An 18,292-nucleotide genomic window follows, 5' to 3' on the forward strand; every position below is an offset into this window, starting at 1 on the left:
GAGAGTTGGCCATGAATGCCAAACGAACATCTCAAGTCACTGCCGCCACAGCGTCGTTGCTAGCGGCAGCGATCGTTCTCCATTTCGCCGGCCTACCCGAATGGAAGCAATGGCTGCTAATCGTCTCGACGGTAGTCGCTGGGATCCCAATCGCAACGAAAGCAGTGAAAGCAGTGCGGATGAAAGCATTCAGCATTGAGCTTCTCGTAACAATCGCAGTGGTCGGTGCCTTGTTCATCGGAGAATATGTCGAATCAGCCGCGGTGACGTTCCTGTTTTTATTCGGCGCTTATTTGGAGGTCCGGACGCTTGAGAAAACCCGGTCTTCCTTGAAGTCACTCGTCGATATGGCGCCGCTGGAAGCGACTGTCATGCGCGACGGGGAAACGGTGACGCTTTCCGTTGACGAAGTGGAGGAAGGCGATCGCGTCCTCATCCGCTCGGGAGAGAAAGTTGCGGTCGACGGCATCATTTCAGCCGGACAGGCAACTTTGAACGAAGCGGCCATCACCGGTGAATCGGTACCGGCCGTGAAAACGTCCGAAGACCGCGTATTCAGCGGCACGATTGTCGACAACGGTTATATTGAAGTCATCGCAGACCGCGTAGGCGACGATACGACGTTCGCCCGGATTATCGAGCTGGTGGAAGAGGCCCAGGAATCCCAGTCGAGGACACAGAAATTTTTGGATCGATTTGCGAACATCTATACACCGTCCATCGTCGTTCTGTCCATCCTCGTCTACATCTTCACTCGCAATATCGAAATGACGCTCACCTTCCTCGTCATCGCCTGTCCAGGAGCGCTCGTCATTTCCGCTCCGGTTTCCATCGTCGCAGGGATTGGCAACGGTGCACGCAACGGAGTCCTCATCAAGGGCGGAGACATTATGGAGAAGCTGGCGAAAATCGATACAGTCGTCTTTGACAAAACCGGGACACTCACCCGCGGACGGCCGGAAGTGACAGACATCCATACCTTAGCGTGGGATGAAGAAGAATTGCTTCGTATCGTCGCGGAAGCCGAAATGGTTTCCGAACACCATCTTGGACAGACAATCGTCAAAGAAGCGAAACGACGGAAATTGGCAATCATCAGGGAACCGGAAGATGCAGAAGTGATCAAAGGGAACGGCATCCGCGCCCATATCGAAGACCGACTTCTCGTCATAGGGAACCGGAAATTGATGGCGGCAGAAGACATCGCCATTGAAGATGCAGTGGAAGCATACGCGGTAGCACGCGAAAAAGCTGGAAATACCGCGATTTTCGCAGCCATTGATGGTCAAGTTGCCGGCATATTCTCCATTGCCGACCGGATTCGGCCTGAAGCGGAGAGCGCTCTTGCTTCCATGCGAAAAGCCGGTGTTAAACAGATGATCATGCTCACGGGAGATAACCGCCATACGGCACAACTCGTCGGCTCGCAACTCGGGCTGGATGAAGTCCATGCCGAACTGCTTCCCGAGGACAAAGTCGCCTTCGTGCAACAGCTGCGAGACGCGGGACACCGGGTCGCCATGGCAGGGGACGGCATCAACGACGCTCCTGCTATCGCCACAGCGGACATCGGTTTGGCGATGGGAGAAGGAGGAACCGATGTCTCCATGGAAACCGCCGATGTCGTCCTCATGGCAGACCGACTCGACCAATTCGCACACGCCTACACGCTTGCCAAAGCGACCGTCCGCAATATGAAGCAAAACACCTTCTTCGCAGTCGGGACAGTCCTCCTGCTACTGATTGGCGTCCTGCTCGGAAAAGTGTTCCTCGCAACCGGCATGCTCATCCATGAACTGAGCGTCCTGGCAGTTATTTTGAATGCCATCCGTTTGATCCGTTATAATGGAAAAAAGAAAGCGACGGAACAAGTGCTGGCAAAACCCGCATTGGAATGAGGAGGGATATGATTGGCGCAATTAGATAAAGACGGAAGCGCGGAGATGCAGAAAATGTGCATCTCCATCGTCCCGATCTTCAATCATTTGGATGCGTCGGAGATGGCGGAGATTGTCAAAGAAACCAACTCCGTCGCGCATCGTCGCGGTAATACGATCTACCGCGCAGGGGAGCGGTCCGATGGATTGTACATCGTCCATAAAGGGCGCGTGAAAATTTACCGGTTGGCGGAAAACGGGAAAGAGCAACTCGTCCGGGTATTGGAGCCCGGCGACTTCACGGGGGAACTCTCTTTATTCACCGAATCAGTCCATGATTCCTACGCCGAAGCAATGGAGCCGGTTGAGCTATGTGTCATGGGACGGGACAACTTCCAGCAGTTTCTTCTGAAATACCCCGCCATTTCATTGAAAGTGTTGGCAGAGTTCTCATCCCGGCTCGCAAAATCGGAAAAACAAGCGACGACGATCGCTCTGGAACCTGTCGAAACCCGGGTCGCCCTCTACTTGGCAGACCTAGCAGAAGGACAGAAATCGCTGATTGTCACCTTGCCGATGACACGGAAGGATATCGCTTCCCACCTGGGAACTTCCCCTGAAACGATCAGCCGAAAACTCGCCGATTTCGAAGACGCCGGGTGGATCCGTCAAGAAGGGCAGCGGATAATCGAAATCATTGATCAGGATGCGTTGTTGCTCGTGTAAAGGGTTCCAGAATCCCGTCCGGCGTCGCACGACTTTCTACTTGTTTCCATCTAAACAATGGATGTATAATAGTACAGTTAACTCTATGCTATTGAAAGAGAGTGAAGACAGATGGGCCGTAAATGGAATAATATCAAAGAAAAGAAAGCGTCGAAGGATGCCAATACGAGTCGTATTTACGCGAAATTCGGACGTGAAATATATGTAGCTGCCAAACAAGGCGAACCGGATCCAGAATTGAACCAGGCGTTGAAAATCGTAGTGGAACGGGCGAAAACGTACAGCGTACCACGTGCCATTATCGACCGGGCCATCGAAAAGGCAAAAGGCGGATCGGATGAGAACTTTGACGAGCTCCGATACGAAGGATTCGGGCCAAACGGTTCCATGGTCATCGTCGATGCGTTGACGAATAATGTGAATCGGACTGCTTCCGAAGTCCGTGCGGCATTCGGGAAAAACGGCGGGAACATGGGGGTCAGCGGATCGGTATCTTACATGTTTGATGCCACCGCAGTTTTTGGCCTCGAGGGGAAGACCGCCGATGAAGTGCTCGAGCTATTGATGGAAGCCGATGTGGAAGTTCGTGATATTTTGGAAGAGGATGACACGGTCATCATCTATGCCGAACCCGATCAATTCCACGCAGTGCAAGAAGCATTCCAAGAAGCAGGCATTACCGAGTTTACAGTTGCTGAATTGACGATGCTCGCGCAAAGCGAAATTGCACTTTCCGAAGAAGCGCAAGCGCAATTCGAGAAGATGATTGATGCGCTGGATGATCTGGAAGACGTTCAGCAAGTGTATCACAATGTTGAGTTAAGTGAATAAACAAGATTCCGCAGTCTCCTAGCCACATTGACCAGGGGACTGTTTTTTTGTTGTTAAATGAATGTAGAAAAAAGATGATGCCGCGTCGCATCATCCGTTCCCCATCTCTTCTATTTCATTCCCGTCCTGATCGAAATAAGTAAAAGTAAAGGCATACTGTCCTTCTCCCGATTTCGGTATATCCAACCACTTCACAGCCGCCTCGCCGACCGACAGTTCGATTTTTTCCGAAAATCCGTTCACCTCTACTTGCACGGCAGCCACCTGGTTTTCCGGATTAGTCACAAAAATGAATGACGGTCCTTCTTGGACGTCCATGTGAAGACCAGTGTTGAAGATAGCGAGCGGTTCACCTGTCTGTTTCTCGCTTCGCACCCACTCATAGTTCCCTTTTGCATCCTTCCGGAACATCGTCAGCGCCTGATCGGTGTCGTTATGCAAATACGTAACGACCCGGTACTCTTCAACATCTTTAATCTCCAAAATCGATACATCTCCGTGCTGTTCCTGCTCCAGAAGAATCCGGCCTATCGATTCTGCATCATTCCCGTTGAGCGGCTTCTCCCTCATCCAGAACAGTATTACGGCGCCGACCAACAGGACGACAGCGAACAGCAAAGGATTCCGTCTCCGCATAGCGCTCCCCCTTCCACTTATCCACTGTACGTATGGGAGCTCCATTATGTTTCAAATGAATCTCACAACTTCACATCCTCCGTCAATTCATACAAATCGAAAACATTCTTCTGAACGACGATAGACATGATCTTGCCTTCCTTCTTGAAAAAGTGGACATTGCCAATCCGGCTCTCTTCCACTTCCGTCCAGCCCCATTTTTCAATCTCTCCCAAGTAGGCAGCAGGCGGTGTGCCTTCTGCGTCACCGATGTCTTTCAATTTATATTTCGCCGATTTGGCAATCTCCCCCGTACATGCTTCAGGTTTGATTTCATACGCATTTTTGGGTACGGGGAAACCCGAATTGATGACTGCCATCCGATACCCGTCCTCATCGCTATACGTATAGGCACATCCCGCCAATCCAAAAGCCGCCACGACTAGTACTAAAACCAGCATCCGTTTCACTGCGACAACCTCCTCACAGAAACTTCACAGCTCATTATCTTCAGCTTACTAGGGTCTGCGAAACTTGTCATCCAACGGATTTGTGACATTTTGGAAATTCAAACATCACTGGCTTCCTCATACGTCAAAAACGGTTACGTTTTCCTATCCAACATCCACTCTGCATACCGCTTCAAACGGTACGCTTTCGTCCCCATGTATATCCGCAAAGCACTGCGCTTCTTCGGTTTCAATGAATCCACGGGTCTCCCCCTCCTATTTCTCTTTGCACTTCACCCGGTCTTTTCCGCAACTCACCTGTAGAAACTAGCATTTCACCGAGAACCGGCTGTGCCATTTATAAAACCACCATATACTTTTAGTAACAAACAAAAGCACGGAGGGATTTTTAATGATCCAAGTGAGTAATCTACAAAAATCATATGGCAACCACCACGTCCTCAAAGGAGTGGATTTCCAAGCTCAAGCCGGTGAAATCATCGGCATTATCGGAAAAAACGGCGCCGGCAAATCGACGTTCCTCGAAATTCTCATGACGCTGAAATCTTATGACAGCGGAACAGTCACTGTCTTTGATCAAAACATTCAGTCTCTTACAATCAAGGAGCTGGAAGGGCTGCGGAAAGAGATTTCCGTCGTCCTGCAACCGACCCAGTTTTATAAAACACTGAAGGTCGAGGAACTGCTGAAACTGTTCAAGGCCTACTACCGCTCCCCACTCGACATCGGTAAAATCATGGCCGACTTCAAGTTGGAGCCCCATCGCAAAAAGTATTTCGACAAACTATCGGGCGGGTGGAAGCAGATTGTCAGCCTTGCCATCGCCTTCCTGTCCGAGCCGAAACTCCTGATTCTGGATGAACCGACGACCGGCCTCGATCCGCATATGCGGAACACGCTCTGGCAATACATCACGGCGTACAATCAAACGACCGGCGGCACCGTCATCCTGACGACCCACAATATGGATGAAGTCGAACTGTACTGCGACAAAGTGCTGCTGTTCAACGAGGGAGTCGCCGAAATATTCCGACCGACGGAGGAAATTTTGGCTTCCGGCTTTTCATCCATACATGATTTCTACTTACAAAAGGTATCCATTTAAGGAGGAATTCACATGCTAGCGACCCAATTAAAATACGACTTGCTGATGTTTTCAAGAGAATTGTTCTATGTTATCTTTACGATCATTGTACCGCCTGCCACGTATCTTTTCATGGGCCAATTGTTCGGGGATGCCACATATGCAGGGAACTTATCTTACGCTGAGACATACACGCCGTCCTTCATCCTGCTTATTACATTCGGTGTCGTCTTCTTCGCATTCGGCTTCGACCAAGTGATGAACCGGGTGTCTGGAGTGGAAAAGCGCATTAGCCTTTCACCCGTTCCTGCAAGGACGTTGCTGATCTCCAGCATTCTGAAATCGATCATCATTACAAGTTTCGGCTATTTGTTTGTGCTGCTCATCGGCATAATCGCTTACGATCTCGCGTTTCGTCCGCTGCAATTTATATTATCCTACAGTTTTTTCATCGTGCTGAATGCCTTGTTGCTCGTCATTTCGGCAGCAATCTACTCCTTCTTCAACAGTCTGAACGGCGCTTTGGTTTTCTCCATCGTCCTGTTCCAAATCGTCATGATCACGGGCGGATTTTCGATGCCCGTCGATCTTATGCCACGGTTCGTTCAGCTGATTGCGGGCGTCAACCCGCTTTATCATATGAATCAATTATTCATCGCCGTCTGGAATGGCCAATGGCAATGGAACACCGATACCTTGCTATCGATCGGATATGTGGCAGGATTGGCGGCCATCGCTCTCCTCGTCCTGCGGTTAGCTTCAAAAAAGCGAGTCGCCTGAAAACTTCTTACAGACAATAGCTACCATGTCCGGTACACTATTGTCGAAAGGAGAGAGTGCTATGAAAGTATCTTTAAGCATCGATTCCGACTACGAAGAAACAAAGATTATCATTCAGTGCAATGAATTGGATCCGTCCATCCAAGAATTGCTTGATTTCATAAAAGGCCAGGAAACCGAATTCCTCGTCGGCAAGGACGGAGAAATGCAGCATATTCTAAAGCCGGTCGAGATCCATTATTTTTACGCGGAAGGCGATTCCGTCATGGCAGTAACCAATGAAGGGACGTTCAAGTTGAAGGAAAAGTTGTATGAATTGGAGAAACTGCTGCCTTCCTCGAAATTCATCCGGCTGTCGAAATCGGTCATCGCCAATCTGCATGAACTGAGCCGTTTCGAAGCCTCCTTCAATGGAACACTCTGCGTCCATTTCAAATCAGGTGCGAAAGAATACGTATCCCGCACCTATGTCAATACAATCAAAGAAGCGCTTAAATTGAACAGGAGGAAAAACGGATGAAAACATTTCTCACCCGAAGCATACTCGGCATCTTCTTCGGAGCGTTCCTCTCGGTAGCGTTCACGTTCCTTTTCATCTATACGAGCGGCGCCGAAACGCTCGATGCCCAAATTTTCGTCAAAAACACGCTAGGCAGCATCTTCTCCGGCTGGTTCTTCACCGTCAGCCCCCTCTATTTTGAAAATGAAAAGCTAAGCCTCGCGCAACAGACCGCCTCCCATTTCATCACAGTAGCTATTCTTTATTTTATTGTCACATTTGGCTTGCAATGGATCCCGTTCTCCCTCCGCAATGCTCTGCTCGTCCTGTTGCTGTTCGTAGTCGTCTATACGATTATCTGGCTTTCCTTCTATCTATATTTCAGGAAACAAGCGGAGAAACTGAATGCCGAATTGGCGGAGTGAGGATGGGAATATGTTTTGGAGTCGTGCAGGAACGTTGAGAGGTCGAATTAATATGTTTCGAAGTTCAACCAAAACGTTGGGAAGTTTCCTGATAATATTGTGAGGTTCCATGGAAATGCCATGAGGTCCGTTAAATACGTTTCGAGGTCGCCCCGGAGTTCATATCCTAATAAAAACCTAGGCATGCCGTTTGAATAGCAAGCCTAGGTTTCTCATGCTCTACGTTATGTGACATTCTCAATAAGTTGGATCGCCATATAAACGGCGATCGCCCAGACGATGAGGGCAGAGATTTTATTCAACCCCTGCATGAGCTTGCCGCTGGCGTCAAGCCTTCCGAGGAAGCGCCCCGCCATAGCCAGGCCGATGAACCAAAGCCATGAAACGATGATAGTGGCCATGGTAAATGCCCATTTTTCCTCGTTTTCGTAGTTCAGTGAGTTCGTGCCGATGACGCCGATCGTATCCAGCAACGCATGCGGATTCAAAAGAGAGACTGATGCCGCGAAGATGATTTGCCGTTTGGCGGTAAACCGTTCGGCTTCCGTTTCCGGCGACGCGGCCTCACTGCGCCATAGGGAGAATCCGATGAATAGCAAAAAGAGGATACCGAAACCAAAAACGATATTTTCCAGCCAGCCAAATGTCAGGACGAGCAAGGAAACGCCCGACACCGCGGCGAGAATGAGGATGGTGTCGCTGACAGCGGCTGTCACGACGACGGGCAATGCCCGGCTGAGCTTAGGCTGCAGCGCGCCTTGATTAAACACAAACACATTTTGGACGCCCAGCGGCACAATGAGCCCGAAGGCGAGAATGATTCCATGTATGATAGCTTCCAACAATCGTTCCACTTCCAAACCGATTTCAGTTTACGGAAAGACCGCGCAACACAAATCCGCGCGGTCCATGACTTATTTCATTTTTTTCAAGATGACGACTTTCAAATAATTGAATTCCGGGAAATCCCGATTCGTCCGGAAGTCCTTCGGCAAAGAAGATTCCTCGAGAATTTTATATTTTGATCCGGCATCTACGAATGCCTTCTCGATGAACGTCTTGAATTTTTTCATCCCGAAGCTTGAATTATTCGTGGAAGCGACGATGATCCCGTTTTTCTCGGTGATTGCAATCGCATCCATCAGCAAGGCGGGATAGTCTTTCGCCGTGCTGAACGTGTACTTCTTCGAACGGGCAAAGCTCGGTGGGTCGAGGATGACGAGGTCGAACTTCAATTCATGCCGCTTCGCATACCGGAAGTAATCGAATACATCCATCACTTTAATGTCTTGCTGTTCGTAATCGATGCCATTTACACTGAACTGCTCGATCGTCTTTGCCACACTACGCTTCGCCAGATCGACACTCGTCGTTTTGATGGCGCCGCCCAGTGCCGCGGCCACGGAAAACGCGCCCGTATAGGAAAACGTGTTGAGCACCTGCTTCCCTTCCGCGTAATGATCGCGGATCGCCTTCCGCACATCCCGCTGATCCAAGAAAATCCCGGTCATCGCCCCGTCATTCAAATCGACGGCGAAGTTCATGCCGTTCTCCTTGACAATGATCGGAAAATCACCCGGCTCCCCTTGGACAAAATCATCCTGTTCGATATACTGGCCTTTCGTATCGAAACGCTTCTTCTCGTAAATCGCCTTGTAGTCGACCACTTTATCGAACACGCCATACACATGATGCTTCAGGGAATAAATCCCCTCGCTATACCAGCTCACCATATAATAGCCCGCAAAATAATCGATTGTCAGCCCACCGATCCCGTCGCCTTCGCCATTGAACACACGGAATGCAGTTGTCTCCGGATCGGCAAACAGTGCCTCGCGCCGAGCCAGTGCCGATTGGATTTTGGACTGGAAAAAGTCAAAGTCGATCTCTTCCTCTTCCTTGCGCGTCAACACCCAGCCGATGCCTTTATTCTGGACACCGTAATACCCCTTCGCGATAAAACGGCGATCTTTATCCAACAATCGCAGCAGGCTGCCTTCTTTCACCAAGACATCCGGATTGAGGACCGCATCCTTCAAAATGAGCGGATACCCCTTCTTCAGCTCTGCACTATGTTTCGCATTCACTTGTACATCAATTGTTTTCGCCATGATTTCATCCTTATTTCGTAGTTTGTTTCATTATCGCATGTTTGAGGATAAATTGCGAAACGTATCCAGGGTGCGATACTGGATTTTGGCTCAATCTTAGTGGATCTCTAAACATTTTAGGATAACTACAAAACGAATTCACCGAGCTTCGAAACCCTCAATCCAAACCTCAAAAACAGATCCGCGGCCGAACAAAGAACCGCCCCTAATCAGGAGCGGTCCGTATTCTTATTTCTGCAACGTTTCCAAGAACAGACTGATAGTCGGGATGAATGAAATGATCAAGACATCAAGGACCATGATAATGATGAATGGGATGATCGCTTTGATCAATCTCTCAAACTTCGTCCCAGCAATATTGGCGGCAACGAATAAGTTGATACCGACCGGCGGGGTGATGAATCCGACTGCCAAGTTGAAGATCATGATAATACCGAAATGGACGAGATCGATTCCGAGTGCACTGACAATCGGGACCAAAATCGGCGTAAGAATGATGATTGCGGCAGACGTTTCCATGAACACACCAACGAAAAGCAACAATGCGTTTATGATCAGTAACGCGATGATCCAGTTCTCCGTTACACCTAACATGAGTTCTGTCAGCTGGGCCGGAATCCGGGCACGTGTCAAATAGTAACCGAACGATGAGGCTCCCGCGATGATGAACATGATGACTGCGGACACGACGACCGAGGAGGAAAAGATTTCAATTAAGTCTTTGATCTTAATTTCCCGGTAGACGACGACCCCGACTATTAAGCCGTACACCACTGCGACAACTGCTGCTTCAGTCGGCGTAAAGACACCACCGTATATCCCACCCAAAATAATGACGGGCATAAGGAGCGCCAAAATTGCATCGGCAAACGCTTTGACAAAGTCTTTAAACGAGAACGCTTCACCGCCGCCATATCCTTTCCGCAGGGAAATGACATAAACAAGAAGAACAAGGGTCAGCGTTACCATGATTCCCGGTACGATTCCCGCCACAAATAGTGAACTGATCGATACGCCTGCCGATACGCCATACAGGACGAGCGGCACACTCGGTGGAATCATGACACCAATGGTTCCGCCGGCAGCTTGGACTGCGGCAGAAAAGTCACGATCGTACCCTTTTTTCACCATTGCCGGAACTAAGAGTGATCCGACCGCTGCTGTCGTTGCAGCTGCAGAACCCGAAATAGCTGCAAAGAAGGCACAAGCGATAATCGAAACGATGGCCAACCCACCTTTGACCCGTCCGAAAACAACGTTCGCCAAGTGGATGAGCCGTCTCGAAATCCCTCCATTTTCCATCAACTTTCCTGCCAAGATGAAGAACGGAATGGCAAGCAACGGGAAGGAGGCAACCGAGTTGAACATCCGCTGGATAATGGCGATCAAAGATACATTGCCTTCCAACAAGAAAATAATGGATGAGGATAGGCCCAACGTGACGGCGATCGGCACGTTTATCAGAAACAGGAGAAGCAACAAGATGAATAACAGAGCCGTCATGCCGTAGGACCCCCTGTCTTAAACTCTTTTACAAAAACTGCGATAAGATTTACAACTAATAAGAAACCACTCACCGGAATAACAGCATAAATATACCCCATTGGGATGGCTAGGACCGGTGATAATTGCTTCATACCCTGGTTCATTAAATCATAGCCTTGGATGATCAATATAAAATAGAACACGATGCTAGCTAAAGTAGCTAAGATGAAAAAGCCTTGGCGAATTCGCAGGGGAAATAAATCTGTGAAGAATGTCACCCCGATATGGGCCTTTAATGACATGGCATACGCGGCACCTAAGAAGGTGAGCCAGACCAAGCAATAAATCGCAAGCTCTTCAGTCCAGGCAAGGGAGGATTTCAGAACAAACCGAAAAATGACTTGAGCAAACACCGAAATGGTCAGCACGGTCATGATGATATTCAGTAAATGCTTCATAGTTAAATTTATGTAATCAATGAGCTTACCCAACTGGATTCCCCCAATACAGAATAAGGGAGGTGGGCCCTCCCTTATCTAGATCTTGCATATAATGAATTATTGAGCTTCAATGATACGGTTCAACAATTCTTGATGTTCCACGTCTGCATAAACCGGTTTAACCGCCTCTTGGAATGGAGCTGCGTCAATCTCTTCGATGATTTCAACGCCGTTGTCTTTCAAAGTTTGGATGGATTCCTTCTCCATCTCCACAATTAGGTCTCGCTCTTTCGCGCCAGCTTTCTGGCCTTCTTCCAAAACGATATCCCGTAGATCTTCAGGCAACTCGTCATACGTTTTCTGGCTCATCATATAGATGGCGACGGAATACACATGGCCCGTCAAGGACATGTATTTTTGTTTCGAATCGTACAACTTGAACTGGTCCGCTACGATTGCAGGATTTTCCTGGGCATCGACTACGCCTTGTTGAAGGCCAGTGATCGCTTCTGTCCATGCCATCGGAGTCGGTTGTGCGCCAAGCGCCTCAAATGCTGCAAGATGGATTTTGTTTTCTTGCGTACGGATTTTAAGACCCTTTAGATCTTCAGGCTTTTCAATCGGACGGATAGCGTTTGTGATGTGACGGTAGCCGTTTTCACCCCAAGACATCCCGATGATGCCGTTTTCTTTCAAGCTAGCAAACAATTCTTCCCCGATTTCGCCGTTCAGCACTTCAACAGCGGAATCTCGGTCTTTGAACAGGAATGGCACGTCCAAAACAGCCAGTTCCGGTACAAAGTTCGTTACCGGAGCTGTCGACGAAACGACGAGGTCTACTGTTCCAAGTGTCATACCTTCCGTCAATTCACGCTCTGCTCCGATTTCGGAGTTCGGGAACACTTCGATGATGACACGGCCATCCGTGCGCTCTTTTACAGCATCCGCCATTTCAAGGAATGCGATGTGATAAGGGTGGTCCACCGGCAAAGAGTGCCCTGCTTGCAACGTATACACCTTTCCATCGTCTTTTGCAGCTGATTCTTTACCGTCGTCTGACCCAGAGCCGCTACCAGCGTCTGATTCTTTAGAACCACCGCAACCTGCCAAAACTAAAAGCAGGAGCAATGAAAAAATAAAACCAAATTTCAATTTCTTCAAGTCATTTCCCCCTATTTCTATTTTTAGAACCAGATAATTAAAATGTTTGGAAATTAACTGATTACTTTTTCATTCTATATTGGCTGCTAGGACTTTGCAACCCTTCTTTAGGTGAGAAGTGGATTAATAGTTAGACCTAGACTTTTTACAAGCCATACTTGACCGCGATGTTCTTAATCTGCGTATAGTTTCGTAGTGCAACGAACCCTTTTTCCCGTCCAATCCCGCTCTTTTTGTAACCGCCGAACGGCATTTGAATTCCGCCTGCCGCTCCATAGTTGTTGATGAAGACTTGGCCAGCCTTGATCTTCGAAGCAACAAAATGCGCCACGTCGATGTCTTTCGTCCAAACCCCTGCTACGAGTCCATAATCTGTCCCATTCGCGAGAGCAATCGCTTCTTCCACAGTTTCGAATGTGAATACGCTGAGGACCGGGCCGAAGATTTCTTCTTGAGCCACGGAACAAGTATGTTCCAGACCGTCCAACAATGTCGGCTGGATATAGTGTCCACCTTCACTGCCTTCGATTGTCACCGCTTCCCCACCTGCCAGTACTTTCCCTAAGGTTCTCGCTTCTTCGATCCGTCCCATGATCTGATCAAACTGTCGTTTGTTCAAAATTGGACCGATATCTGCGTCTTCGAGTCCCGGACCGATCGTCAAAGCATTGAAACGATCCACGAGCTTTCCGACAAAACGATCTTTCGCCTTTGCTTCAATTAATAAACGGGAACCTGCAGAACACGTCTGGCCTGCATTTTGAATAATGGAGCGGACGACCGCTTCTAGTGCTTTCTCCTCATCTGCATCCGCAAAGACGACGTTCGGGGATTTACCGCCAAGCTCCAAGGTGACCGGCACGACATTTCGTGCTGCAGCCTGCGCAACGGAAACCCCGGTATTCACCGAACCGGTGAACGTTATATGATTAATTCCCGGATGAGAGGCGAGCGGAGCACCAATGTCCGGCCCGAAACCGGTAATATGCTGGAAGATCCCTTTCGGCAGGCTGCTCTCGGCAAACCATTGCGTAATGGCATGAGCTGCAAGGGGCGTATCTTCCGCACTTTTAACGATGACCGCATTGCCCGTCGCAATGGCAGCCGCTACACTCCGTGCAATGATTTGAAGTGGATAATTCCAAGGGATGATGTGGGCTGTCACGCCGACCGGTTCCAACACCGTCGCGTTCAATAACCCGTCTTCAATCGGGATGGTGTCGCCCATCACTTTATCCGCTGCACCGCCGTAAAATTCGAAATAGCGGGCAGCTGCTTCGGCATCCGCCATAGCCTGGGACAGCGGCTTTCCGACGTCTTCGCACTCCAGACGGCCCCAAGCCTCCGCGTTTTTCCTAATATAATGCGCCAATTCAATCAGTAAATTGCCGCGTTCGAATGGACGCACTTTTTGCCATTCGTCGCTCTCGAAGGCAGTTTGAGCCGCCCGTACTGCAGCGTCGACATGCTGTTCATTCCCTTTGACAATCTCGGCAATCTGCTCGCCATTTGATGGATTATAGACCGGCAGCCACTCATGTGAGTCGTCGCCGATCCATTCTCCGTTAATAAGCATCGGAATTCGTTTCATACGGACTAGAACCTCCTATTCTATAGACCTCTTCCACCATCGACATGCAGTGTTGCGCCGGTCACCATTTTTGCACCATCAGATAATAAATAGCTCGCTGCGTTCGCGATGTCTTCCGGTCTGATCAATTCGCCGAGCGGAACACTTTCCCTGAACACCGTCTGCTTTGTCTTCTCTACGTCAGCCCCTGCCGCTGTGAAATCGCCGAGCATATTCGTATCCGCAGGTCCCGGATGGATCGTGTTTACTCGGATCTTATGCGGCGCAAGCTCGATCGCCATAGCGCGCGTGAAGCTTTCCGCAGCTCCTTTTGAAGCGATGTACGATTGAAGGCCTGGACGTGGACGGACAGCTGAAATCGAAGCGATTGTGATGATGGACCCTTCACTTCTCGGCTTCATATACTTCGCCGCCTCCTTGCAGGTGATAAATAGGCTTGTTGCATTGACATCCATGAAACGATGCCATTGTTCTAGCGTAACCTCTTCGATTGGCGCTGCCGATTGTGCGATGCCGTGCGCATTGACCAATCCATCGATACGGCCATAGGCTTCATTCGTCTCGGCGAAGATGTCCGCGATTTTCTGCTCGTCCAGTACATTGGACGCTTTTGTGATAAAGCGCTCGCTCGTTACGTCATTTAGCGAATCCACATTTAGATCGATACCAACCACTGTTGCACCATGTTCCACTAATTGTAATGCGATTGCTTTTCCCATACCTCCGGCTGCACCGGTCACGATTATGACTTTATTCTCTACACTCATCTTTTCACCCCTCATATTGCTCTCTGATTTTCTCGATGATGGCGGTACCCATCTCGGTTGTTGTAGCACTTCCGCCAATGTCCGCCGTTCTTACTTTACCATCGCGAAGCACATCCTCAATTGCATTCGTGACGCGGTCTGCAAGATCCAATCGACCCAAATGCTCCAACATTAAAGCTCCAGACCAAATTTGCGCAATCGGGTTGGCAATCCCCTTTCCAGCTATATCCGGAGCAGAGCCGTGAACCGCCTCGAACATCGACGGGAACTCCTTTTCCGGGTTGATGTTTGCAGATGGCGACAACCCGAGTCCACCGACAAGCCCTGAGCCTAGATCGGACAGGATGTCGCCGAACAGGTTCGAAGCGACGACCACTTCGAATGACTGCGGACGCTGCACGAAATATGCGACGAGTGCATCGATATAATTGGACTCGACCTCTAGCTCCGGATACTCTTCTTCGATGACCTTCTTGAGATACTTGTCCCACATTTTCATCGAATGGATGATAACGTTGGACTTTGTCGCGTTGGTGATTTTCTTGCGATTGTGTTTTTTCGCATATTCACAAGCAGCCCTCGTAATTTTTTCAACACCGCTACGGGTCATTATGACGTTTTGGACAGCCATCTCCTCTGCCTGTCCATCGAACATGATACCACCGCTCGTCGAATATTCCCCTTCCGCATTTTCACGGAAGATGACGAAGTCGATGTCCTCCCCGTTGCCAAGCGGCGATTGGATGCCCGGCAACGTTTTGACCGGGCGGAAATTGACATATTGCTGGAACTGTTTCCGAATCGGCATGATCAGCTCCCAAATGGTAAGATCATCGGGTAGCCGGGCATCCCCGATTGCTCCGAAAAGAATCGCATCGAACTCTTTTAGGATTGCCAACCCGTTTTCTGGCATCATACGGCCGGTTTCCAAATAATATTCGGTACTCCACGGTAATTTCTCTAAATTCAGAGAGAAGTCAGTTTCATATTCTTCCAGAACCGCCAGGACTCGCAATGTTTCCTCCATCACTTCTATTCCGATGCCGTCACCTGCGATGACCGCAATATCGAAGCTTGTCATAGGTAAATCTCCCTTCAAACAAAAATACCAAACTCAAAATTTCTAACTAACTATATCATATTTTCGTATGTATTAGAATTATTAAATTAATTACATAAAATGGGTGAAAACCAAAAAAGCACCTGATGTTCAAGGTGCTTTTTCAGTCAACTTTACTAGTCCTTTAATCTCCCTATTTTCCATTCCCCTATTCCTTCAACAACGTCCGGGAATAGACAAGCCCGACAATTCCCACGACGATGAACAGAATGGCGCGGATCATGATGGATATAGCCGCCAGATCAACGAAAAACAGCTTCAAGATACAAAGCCCGATCAAAACGACGCCAAGCACTTTCACTTGCCGCCAATCCAGCTTCCGCCCGATGCTCACGGATAGGAAGGCAAAGGCGAATAACAGGAACGTATGAACCAGCAGGACAAACTCCGAGTCCCAGCTATACCGATCCACCCAGGCGAAATACCATTTATTCAAAAACAGGAAATAGAGGATCTGCATGACGACCGCCAAACCGGAGGCCTTCAGTCTCAAAGCTTCCCGTTTCACATAGAAGGTATCCGTCAGAATCGCCCGGATCATCGCTGTCAGAAGAACAACGAACAAGATTTGTACCACCAGGTTGAATAAAAACCCGCCATCCTCAAATGAATACGCCAGCCCCATCGGCAGAAGGAAAAGGCCGATCAGTAAAAATCCGAACACCGCGGCATGGGTCAGGTAAAGCCCATGCTTCCACTTATGGAACCCGGACATCACTAAAAACACGCCGATGAACACAAGGTACTGGACATGTGTTGCCGTCGCATGGGAGAGCGACGACTGGATGGTCCACAAGTGCACAAGTTGATAGAGATAGAACAGGAAGACCAGTTGGCCAAAGATCAAACTCCGGTCCAACAAAATTAGCTTCCCGTCCAACCTAGCGGGCGGAAACCGGTACAACGAATGATAGATCCAAAGCAGCGAGCCAAGGAAAACTAGCCAAACGCCATGCTCCAGTGAAATGAATTCCTGCAATGGCAGCATCCCCAAAATGGTCAGCGCGACCCAGCCGTACACGAGCGATCCTGTCACCACCGTGCGCAACGTACGGAACCGCAATCCGACCCAGATACCAATTGCACCGTTCACCAAGAGCAGCATCAGGCGCACCGGGTATTGCTCCATGCGGAATGACAGGATGAACACGCTCACCGCGAAGACCGCGACAGCGGACAATACCCCTTGCAGCAAATCGTCTTGTTTACGGAACATCATGCCGGCCAGAACGATATACAGCAATGCCAGCAATCCATAGACCGCCACTTCCTCGGTGTGAGGCAGCAGTTTGATCCAGCCGATGGAAAAGACGAAATTCGTATAAAGAAGCGCTTCGGTAAAGACATGCCGGGAAACTCTACCACGGACATAAAAGGATAGGAGAGCCAAATGTTGAATCATGACCGTACCGACGAGAATCGTTTCATCTCCATATGTCCCATCCAGGATGCCATAAATCAACAGCGTCAAATGGAACAACAGGAAAGTCACATAAAAGGTATACTTATGCTTCTGACTCAGCGAAACGTAGAACAATGACAGGAACAGCAACAAGATATACAAACAAAATTGGACGGCGGTCGCACCTTCCCCCTCCAGCAGGAACGGCAACAGGAACCCAGCGAGCGCGGAAAAGATTGTTAAAGTCTCAGAACGCATCTTCTGCGACATCCACAAACCCGCAGCAATATAGGCGACGCCGACAACGAACGCGACGGCGAACGAGAAATAGCCATAGAGATGATGTGCCGCAAACGTCGTCAAGATGCCAAGCGCCAGAAAGCCGCCGAGCAGCGTTAAACCAAACCCTGTTTTCCCGTTCCGGATGAACCGCATCCCTAAGTAATAGAGAAGGACCGTACCGCCATACCCGAGCGCTATGCGCACCGGATTGGTGATGACCCCGTAGTCCATGCCTACTTTCAATCCCCATAGCAGGCCGAGCAGCAGGATGAACATGAACACTCGCGGCAGCCAGATGCCAAGCGCCTGTTCCAAATTGAATTCCGGCTTTGGCTTGGGTTCGGGCTTCGGGCGCCTTGGCTGATCCGGTTCTGCGGGCTCCTTCGGACGAATCGTCCGGAAGCCGGTTTTCGGGATGGGCTTCGGAATTTCTGCCGGCTGCGATGGGGTTGCCGGTCGTGCGGGAGCCAAGGATGCTTGCGAACGAAGGCCCGCCAGCTCCTGCTTAAGCGATGCCACTTCCGCTTCCAAATGGGCTACCCGCTCCACTACCGATTGCATGTCGTCCTGCATGGCATTCCCCCCTTTTTTCATAAGATTGTAACATAATATTCCAAAACGATTAT

The 18,292-nt window shown here is 49.4% G+C and carries 18 protein-coding genes; 7 read left to right on the top strand and 11 right to left on the bottom strand.

Going from position 1 to position 18,292, the window contains the following annotated elements; all coding sequences use genetic code 11:
• Nucleotides 1-11: 11 nt before the first annotated feature.
• The 3 genes from OXB_RS03080 (at nucleotide 12) to OXB_RS03090 (ending at nucleotide 3,434) form a co-directional block, all read left to right on the top strand.
• A complete protein-coding gene (locus OXB_RS03080) occupies nucleotides 12-1,898 on the top strand; it encodes a heavy metal translocating P-type ATPase (RefSeq protein WP_041071811.1) in 1,887 nt (628 codons plus the stop codon).
• Nucleotides 1,899-1,910: 12 nt separating this feature from the next.
• A complete protein-coding gene (locus OXB_RS03085) occupies nucleotides 1,911-2,603 on the top strand; it encodes a Crp/Fnr family transcriptional regulator (RefSeq protein ID WP_231860357.1) in 693 nt (230 codons plus the stop codon).
• A 111-nt stretch (nucleotides 2,604-2,714) separates the two neighbouring features.
• The gene (locus tag OXB_RS03090) at nucleotides 2,715-3,434 is read left to right on the top strand and encodes a YebC/PmpR family DNA-binding transcriptional regulator (protein ID WP_041071813.1); all 720 of its coding nucleotides are present in this window, start codon (nucleotides 2,715-2,717) and stop codon (nucleotides 3,432-3,434) included.
• A 90-nt stretch (nucleotides 3,435-3,524) separates the two neighbouring features.
• Here OXB_RS03090 and OXB_RS03095 read toward each other — a convergent pair whose 3' ends face one another.
• Nucleotides 3,525-4,070: a hypothetical protein gene (locus tag OXB_RS03095; protein ID WP_041071814.1), complete on the bottom strand. Its 546-nt coding sequence runs from the start codon at nucleotides 4,068-4,070 to the stop codon at nucleotides 3,525-3,527.
• Between the two features lie 62 nt (nucleotides 4,071-4,132).
• Nucleotides 4,133-4,519, bottom strand: a complete 387-nt coding sequence (locus tag OXB_RS03100) for a hypothetical protein (protein WP_041071815.1) — start codon at nucleotides 4,517-4,519, stop codon at nucleotides 4,133-4,135.
• A gap of 391 nt (nucleotides 4,520-4,910) precedes the next feature.
• Between OXB_RS03100 and OXB_RS03105 the strand changes: the two genes are divergently transcribed.
• From OXB_RS03105 to OXB_RS03120, 4 genes are all read left to right on the top strand, one after another.
• A complete protein-coding gene (locus OXB_RS03105) occupies nucleotides 4,911-5,624 on the top strand; it encodes an ABC transporter ATP-binding protein (RefSeq protein ID WP_041071816.1) in 714 nt (237 codons plus the stop codon).
• A gap of 12 nt (nucleotides 5,625-5,636) precedes the next feature.
• Nucleotides 5,637-6,383, top strand: a complete 747-nt coding sequence (locus OXB_RS03110) for an ABC transporter permease (protein WP_041071818.1) — start codon at nucleotides 5,637-5,639, stop codon at nucleotides 6,381-6,383.
• A 61-nt stretch (nucleotides 6,384-6,444) separates the two neighbouring features.
• On the top strand, nucleotides 6,445-6,903 hold the full coding sequence (locus OXB_RS03115) for a LytTR family DNA-binding domain-containing protein (protein WP_041071820.1): 459 nt from the start codon (nucleotides 6,445-6,447) through the stop codon (nucleotides 6,901-6,903).
• Entirely contained in the window at nucleotides 6,900-7,307 is a 408-nt protein-coding gene (locus OXB_RS03120) for a DUF3021 domain-containing protein (protein ID WP_041071822.1), read from the top strand. The genes OXB_RS03115 and OXB_RS03120 overlap by 4 nt, the downstream gene beginning before the upstream one ends.
• A 224-nt stretch (nucleotides 7,308-7,531) precedes the next feature.
• Here the strand turns inward: OXB_RS03120 and OXB_RS03125 are convergent, their stop codons facing one another.
• The 9 genes from OXB_RS03125 to OXB_RS17855 form a co-directional block, all read right to left on the bottom strand.
• Nucleotides 7,532-8,152 (bottom strand): LysE/ArgO family amino acid transporter, encoded by a 621-nt coding sequence (locus OXB_RS03125; RefSeq protein WP_041071823.1) that lies wholly within the window; start codon nucleotides 8,150-8,152, stop codon nucleotides 7,532-7,534.
• Nucleotides 8,153-8,221: 69 nt separating this feature from the next.
• Nucleotides 8,222-9,418: a class I SAM-dependent rRNA methyltransferase gene (locus tag OXB_RS03130; protein WP_041071824.1), complete on the bottom strand. Its 1,197-nt coding sequence runs from the start codon at nucleotides 9,416-9,418 to the stop codon at nucleotides 8,222-8,224.
• A 228-nt stretch (nucleotides 9,419-9,646) separates the two neighbouring features.
• Nucleotides 9,647-10,921 carry a TRAP transporter large permease gene (locus OXB_RS03135; RefSeq protein WP_041071825.1) on the bottom strand — a complete coding sequence of 425 codons (1,275 nt, stop codon included), beginning with the start codon at nucleotides 10,919-10,921 and terminating at the stop codon, nucleotides 9,647-9,649.
• Nucleotides 10,918-11,394 (bottom strand): TRAP transporter small permease, encoded by a 477-nt coding sequence (locus OXB_RS03140; protein ID WP_041071827.1) that lies wholly within the window; start codon nucleotides 11,392-11,394, stop codon nucleotides 10,918-10,920. Before OXB_RS03140 ends, OXB_RS03135 begins: the two co-directional genes overlap by 4 nt.
• A 66-nt stretch (nucleotides 11,395-11,460) precedes the next feature.
• Nucleotides 11,461-12,504, bottom strand: a complete 1,044-nt coding sequence (locus OXB_RS03145) for a TRAP transporter substrate-binding protein (RefSeq protein WP_041071829.1) — start codon at nucleotides 12,502-12,504, stop codon at nucleotides 11,461-11,463.
• 145 nt (nucleotides 12,505-12,649) lie between these two features.
• Nucleotides 12,650-14,095, bottom strand: coding sequence for an aldehyde dehydrogenase family protein (locus tag OXB_RS03150; protein ID WP_041071831.1), 1,446 nt, complete (start codon nucleotides 14,093-14,095; stop codon nucleotides 12,650-12,652).
• Nucleotides 14,096-14,115: 20 nt separating this feature from the next.
• Nucleotides 14,116-14,862 carry an SDR family NAD(P)-dependent oxidoreductase gene (locus OXB_RS03155; RefSeq protein WP_041071833.1) on the bottom strand — a complete coding sequence of 249 codons (747 nt, stop codon included), beginning with the start codon at nucleotides 14,860-14,862 and terminating at the stop codon, nucleotides 14,116-14,118.
• A gap of 4 nt (nucleotides 14,863-14,866) precedes the next feature.
• On the bottom strand, nucleotides 14,867-15,943 hold the full coding sequence (locus OXB_RS03160) for a tartrate dehydrogenase (protein WP_041071835.1): 1,077 nt from the start codon (nucleotides 15,941-15,943) through the stop codon (nucleotides 14,867-14,869).
• Between the two features lie 187 nt (nucleotides 15,944-16,130).
• A complete protein-coding gene (locus OXB_RS17855; RefSeq protein ID WP_052483846.1) occupies nucleotides 16,131-18,239 on the bottom strand; it encodes a DUF2339 domain-containing protein in 2,109 nt (702 codons plus the stop codon).
• Nucleotides 18,240-18,292 lie beyond the last annotated feature (53 nt).

It is taken from the genome of Bacillus sp. OxB-1 (assembly GCF_000829195.1).
GTDB lineage: Bacteria > Bacillota > Bacilli > Bacillales_A > Planococcaceae > Sporosarcina.

Excerpts from the sequence above, each read along its gene's own strand:
- OXB_RS03080 (WP_041071811.1), top strand. The coding sequence starts at position 12 with ATGAATGCCAAACGAACATCTCAAGTCACTGCCGCCACAGCGTCGTTG.
- OXB_RS03090 (WP_041071813.1), top strand. The coding sequence starts at position 2,715 with ATGGGCCGTAAATGGAATAATATCAAAGAAAAGAAAGCGTCGAAGGAT.
- OXB_RS03095 (WP_041071814.1), bottom strand. The coding sequence starts at position 4,070 with ATGCGGAGACGGAATCCTTTGCTGTTCGCTGTCGTCCTGTTGGTCGGC.
- OXB_RS03105 (WP_041071816.1), top strand. The coding sequence starts at position 4,911 with ATGATCCAAGTGAGTAATCTACAAAAATCATATGGCAACCACCACGTC.
- OXB_RS03110 (WP_041071818.1), top strand. The coding sequence starts at position 5,637 with ATGCTAGCGACCCAATTAAAATACGACTTGCTGATGTTTTCAAGAGAA.
- OXB_RS03115 (WP_041071820.1), top strand. The coding sequence starts at position 6,445 with ATGAAAGTATCTTTAAGCATCGATTCCGACTACGAAGAAACAAAGATT.
- OXB_RS03120 (WP_041071822.1), top strand. The coding sequence starts at position 6,900 with ATGAAAACATTTCTCACCCGAAGCATACTCGGCATCTTCTTCGGAGCG.
- OXB_RS03130 (WP_041071824.1), bottom strand. The coding sequence starts at position 9,418 with ATGGCGAAAACAATTGATGTACAAGTGAATGCGAAACATAGTGCAGAG.
- OXB_RS03135 (WP_041071825.1), bottom strand. The coding sequence starts at position 10,921 with ATGACGGCTCTGTTATTCATCTTGTTGCTTCTCCTGTTTCTGATAAAC.
- OXB_RS03150 (WP_041071831.1), bottom strand. The coding sequence starts at position 14,095 with ATGAAACGAATTCCGATGCTTATTAACGGAGAATGGATCGGCGACGAC.
- OXB_RS03155 (WP_041071833.1), bottom strand. The coding sequence starts at position 14,862 with ATGAGTGTAGAGAATAAAGTCATAATCGTGACCGGTGCAGCCGGAGGT.
- OXB_RS03160 (WP_041071835.1), bottom strand. The coding sequence starts at position 15,943 with ATGACAAGCTTCGATATTGCGGTCATCGCAGGTGACGGCATCGGAATA.
- OXB_RS17855 (WP_052483846.1), bottom strand. The coding sequence starts at position 18,239 with ATGCAGGACGACATGCAATCGGTAGTGGAGCGGGTAGCCCATTTGGAA.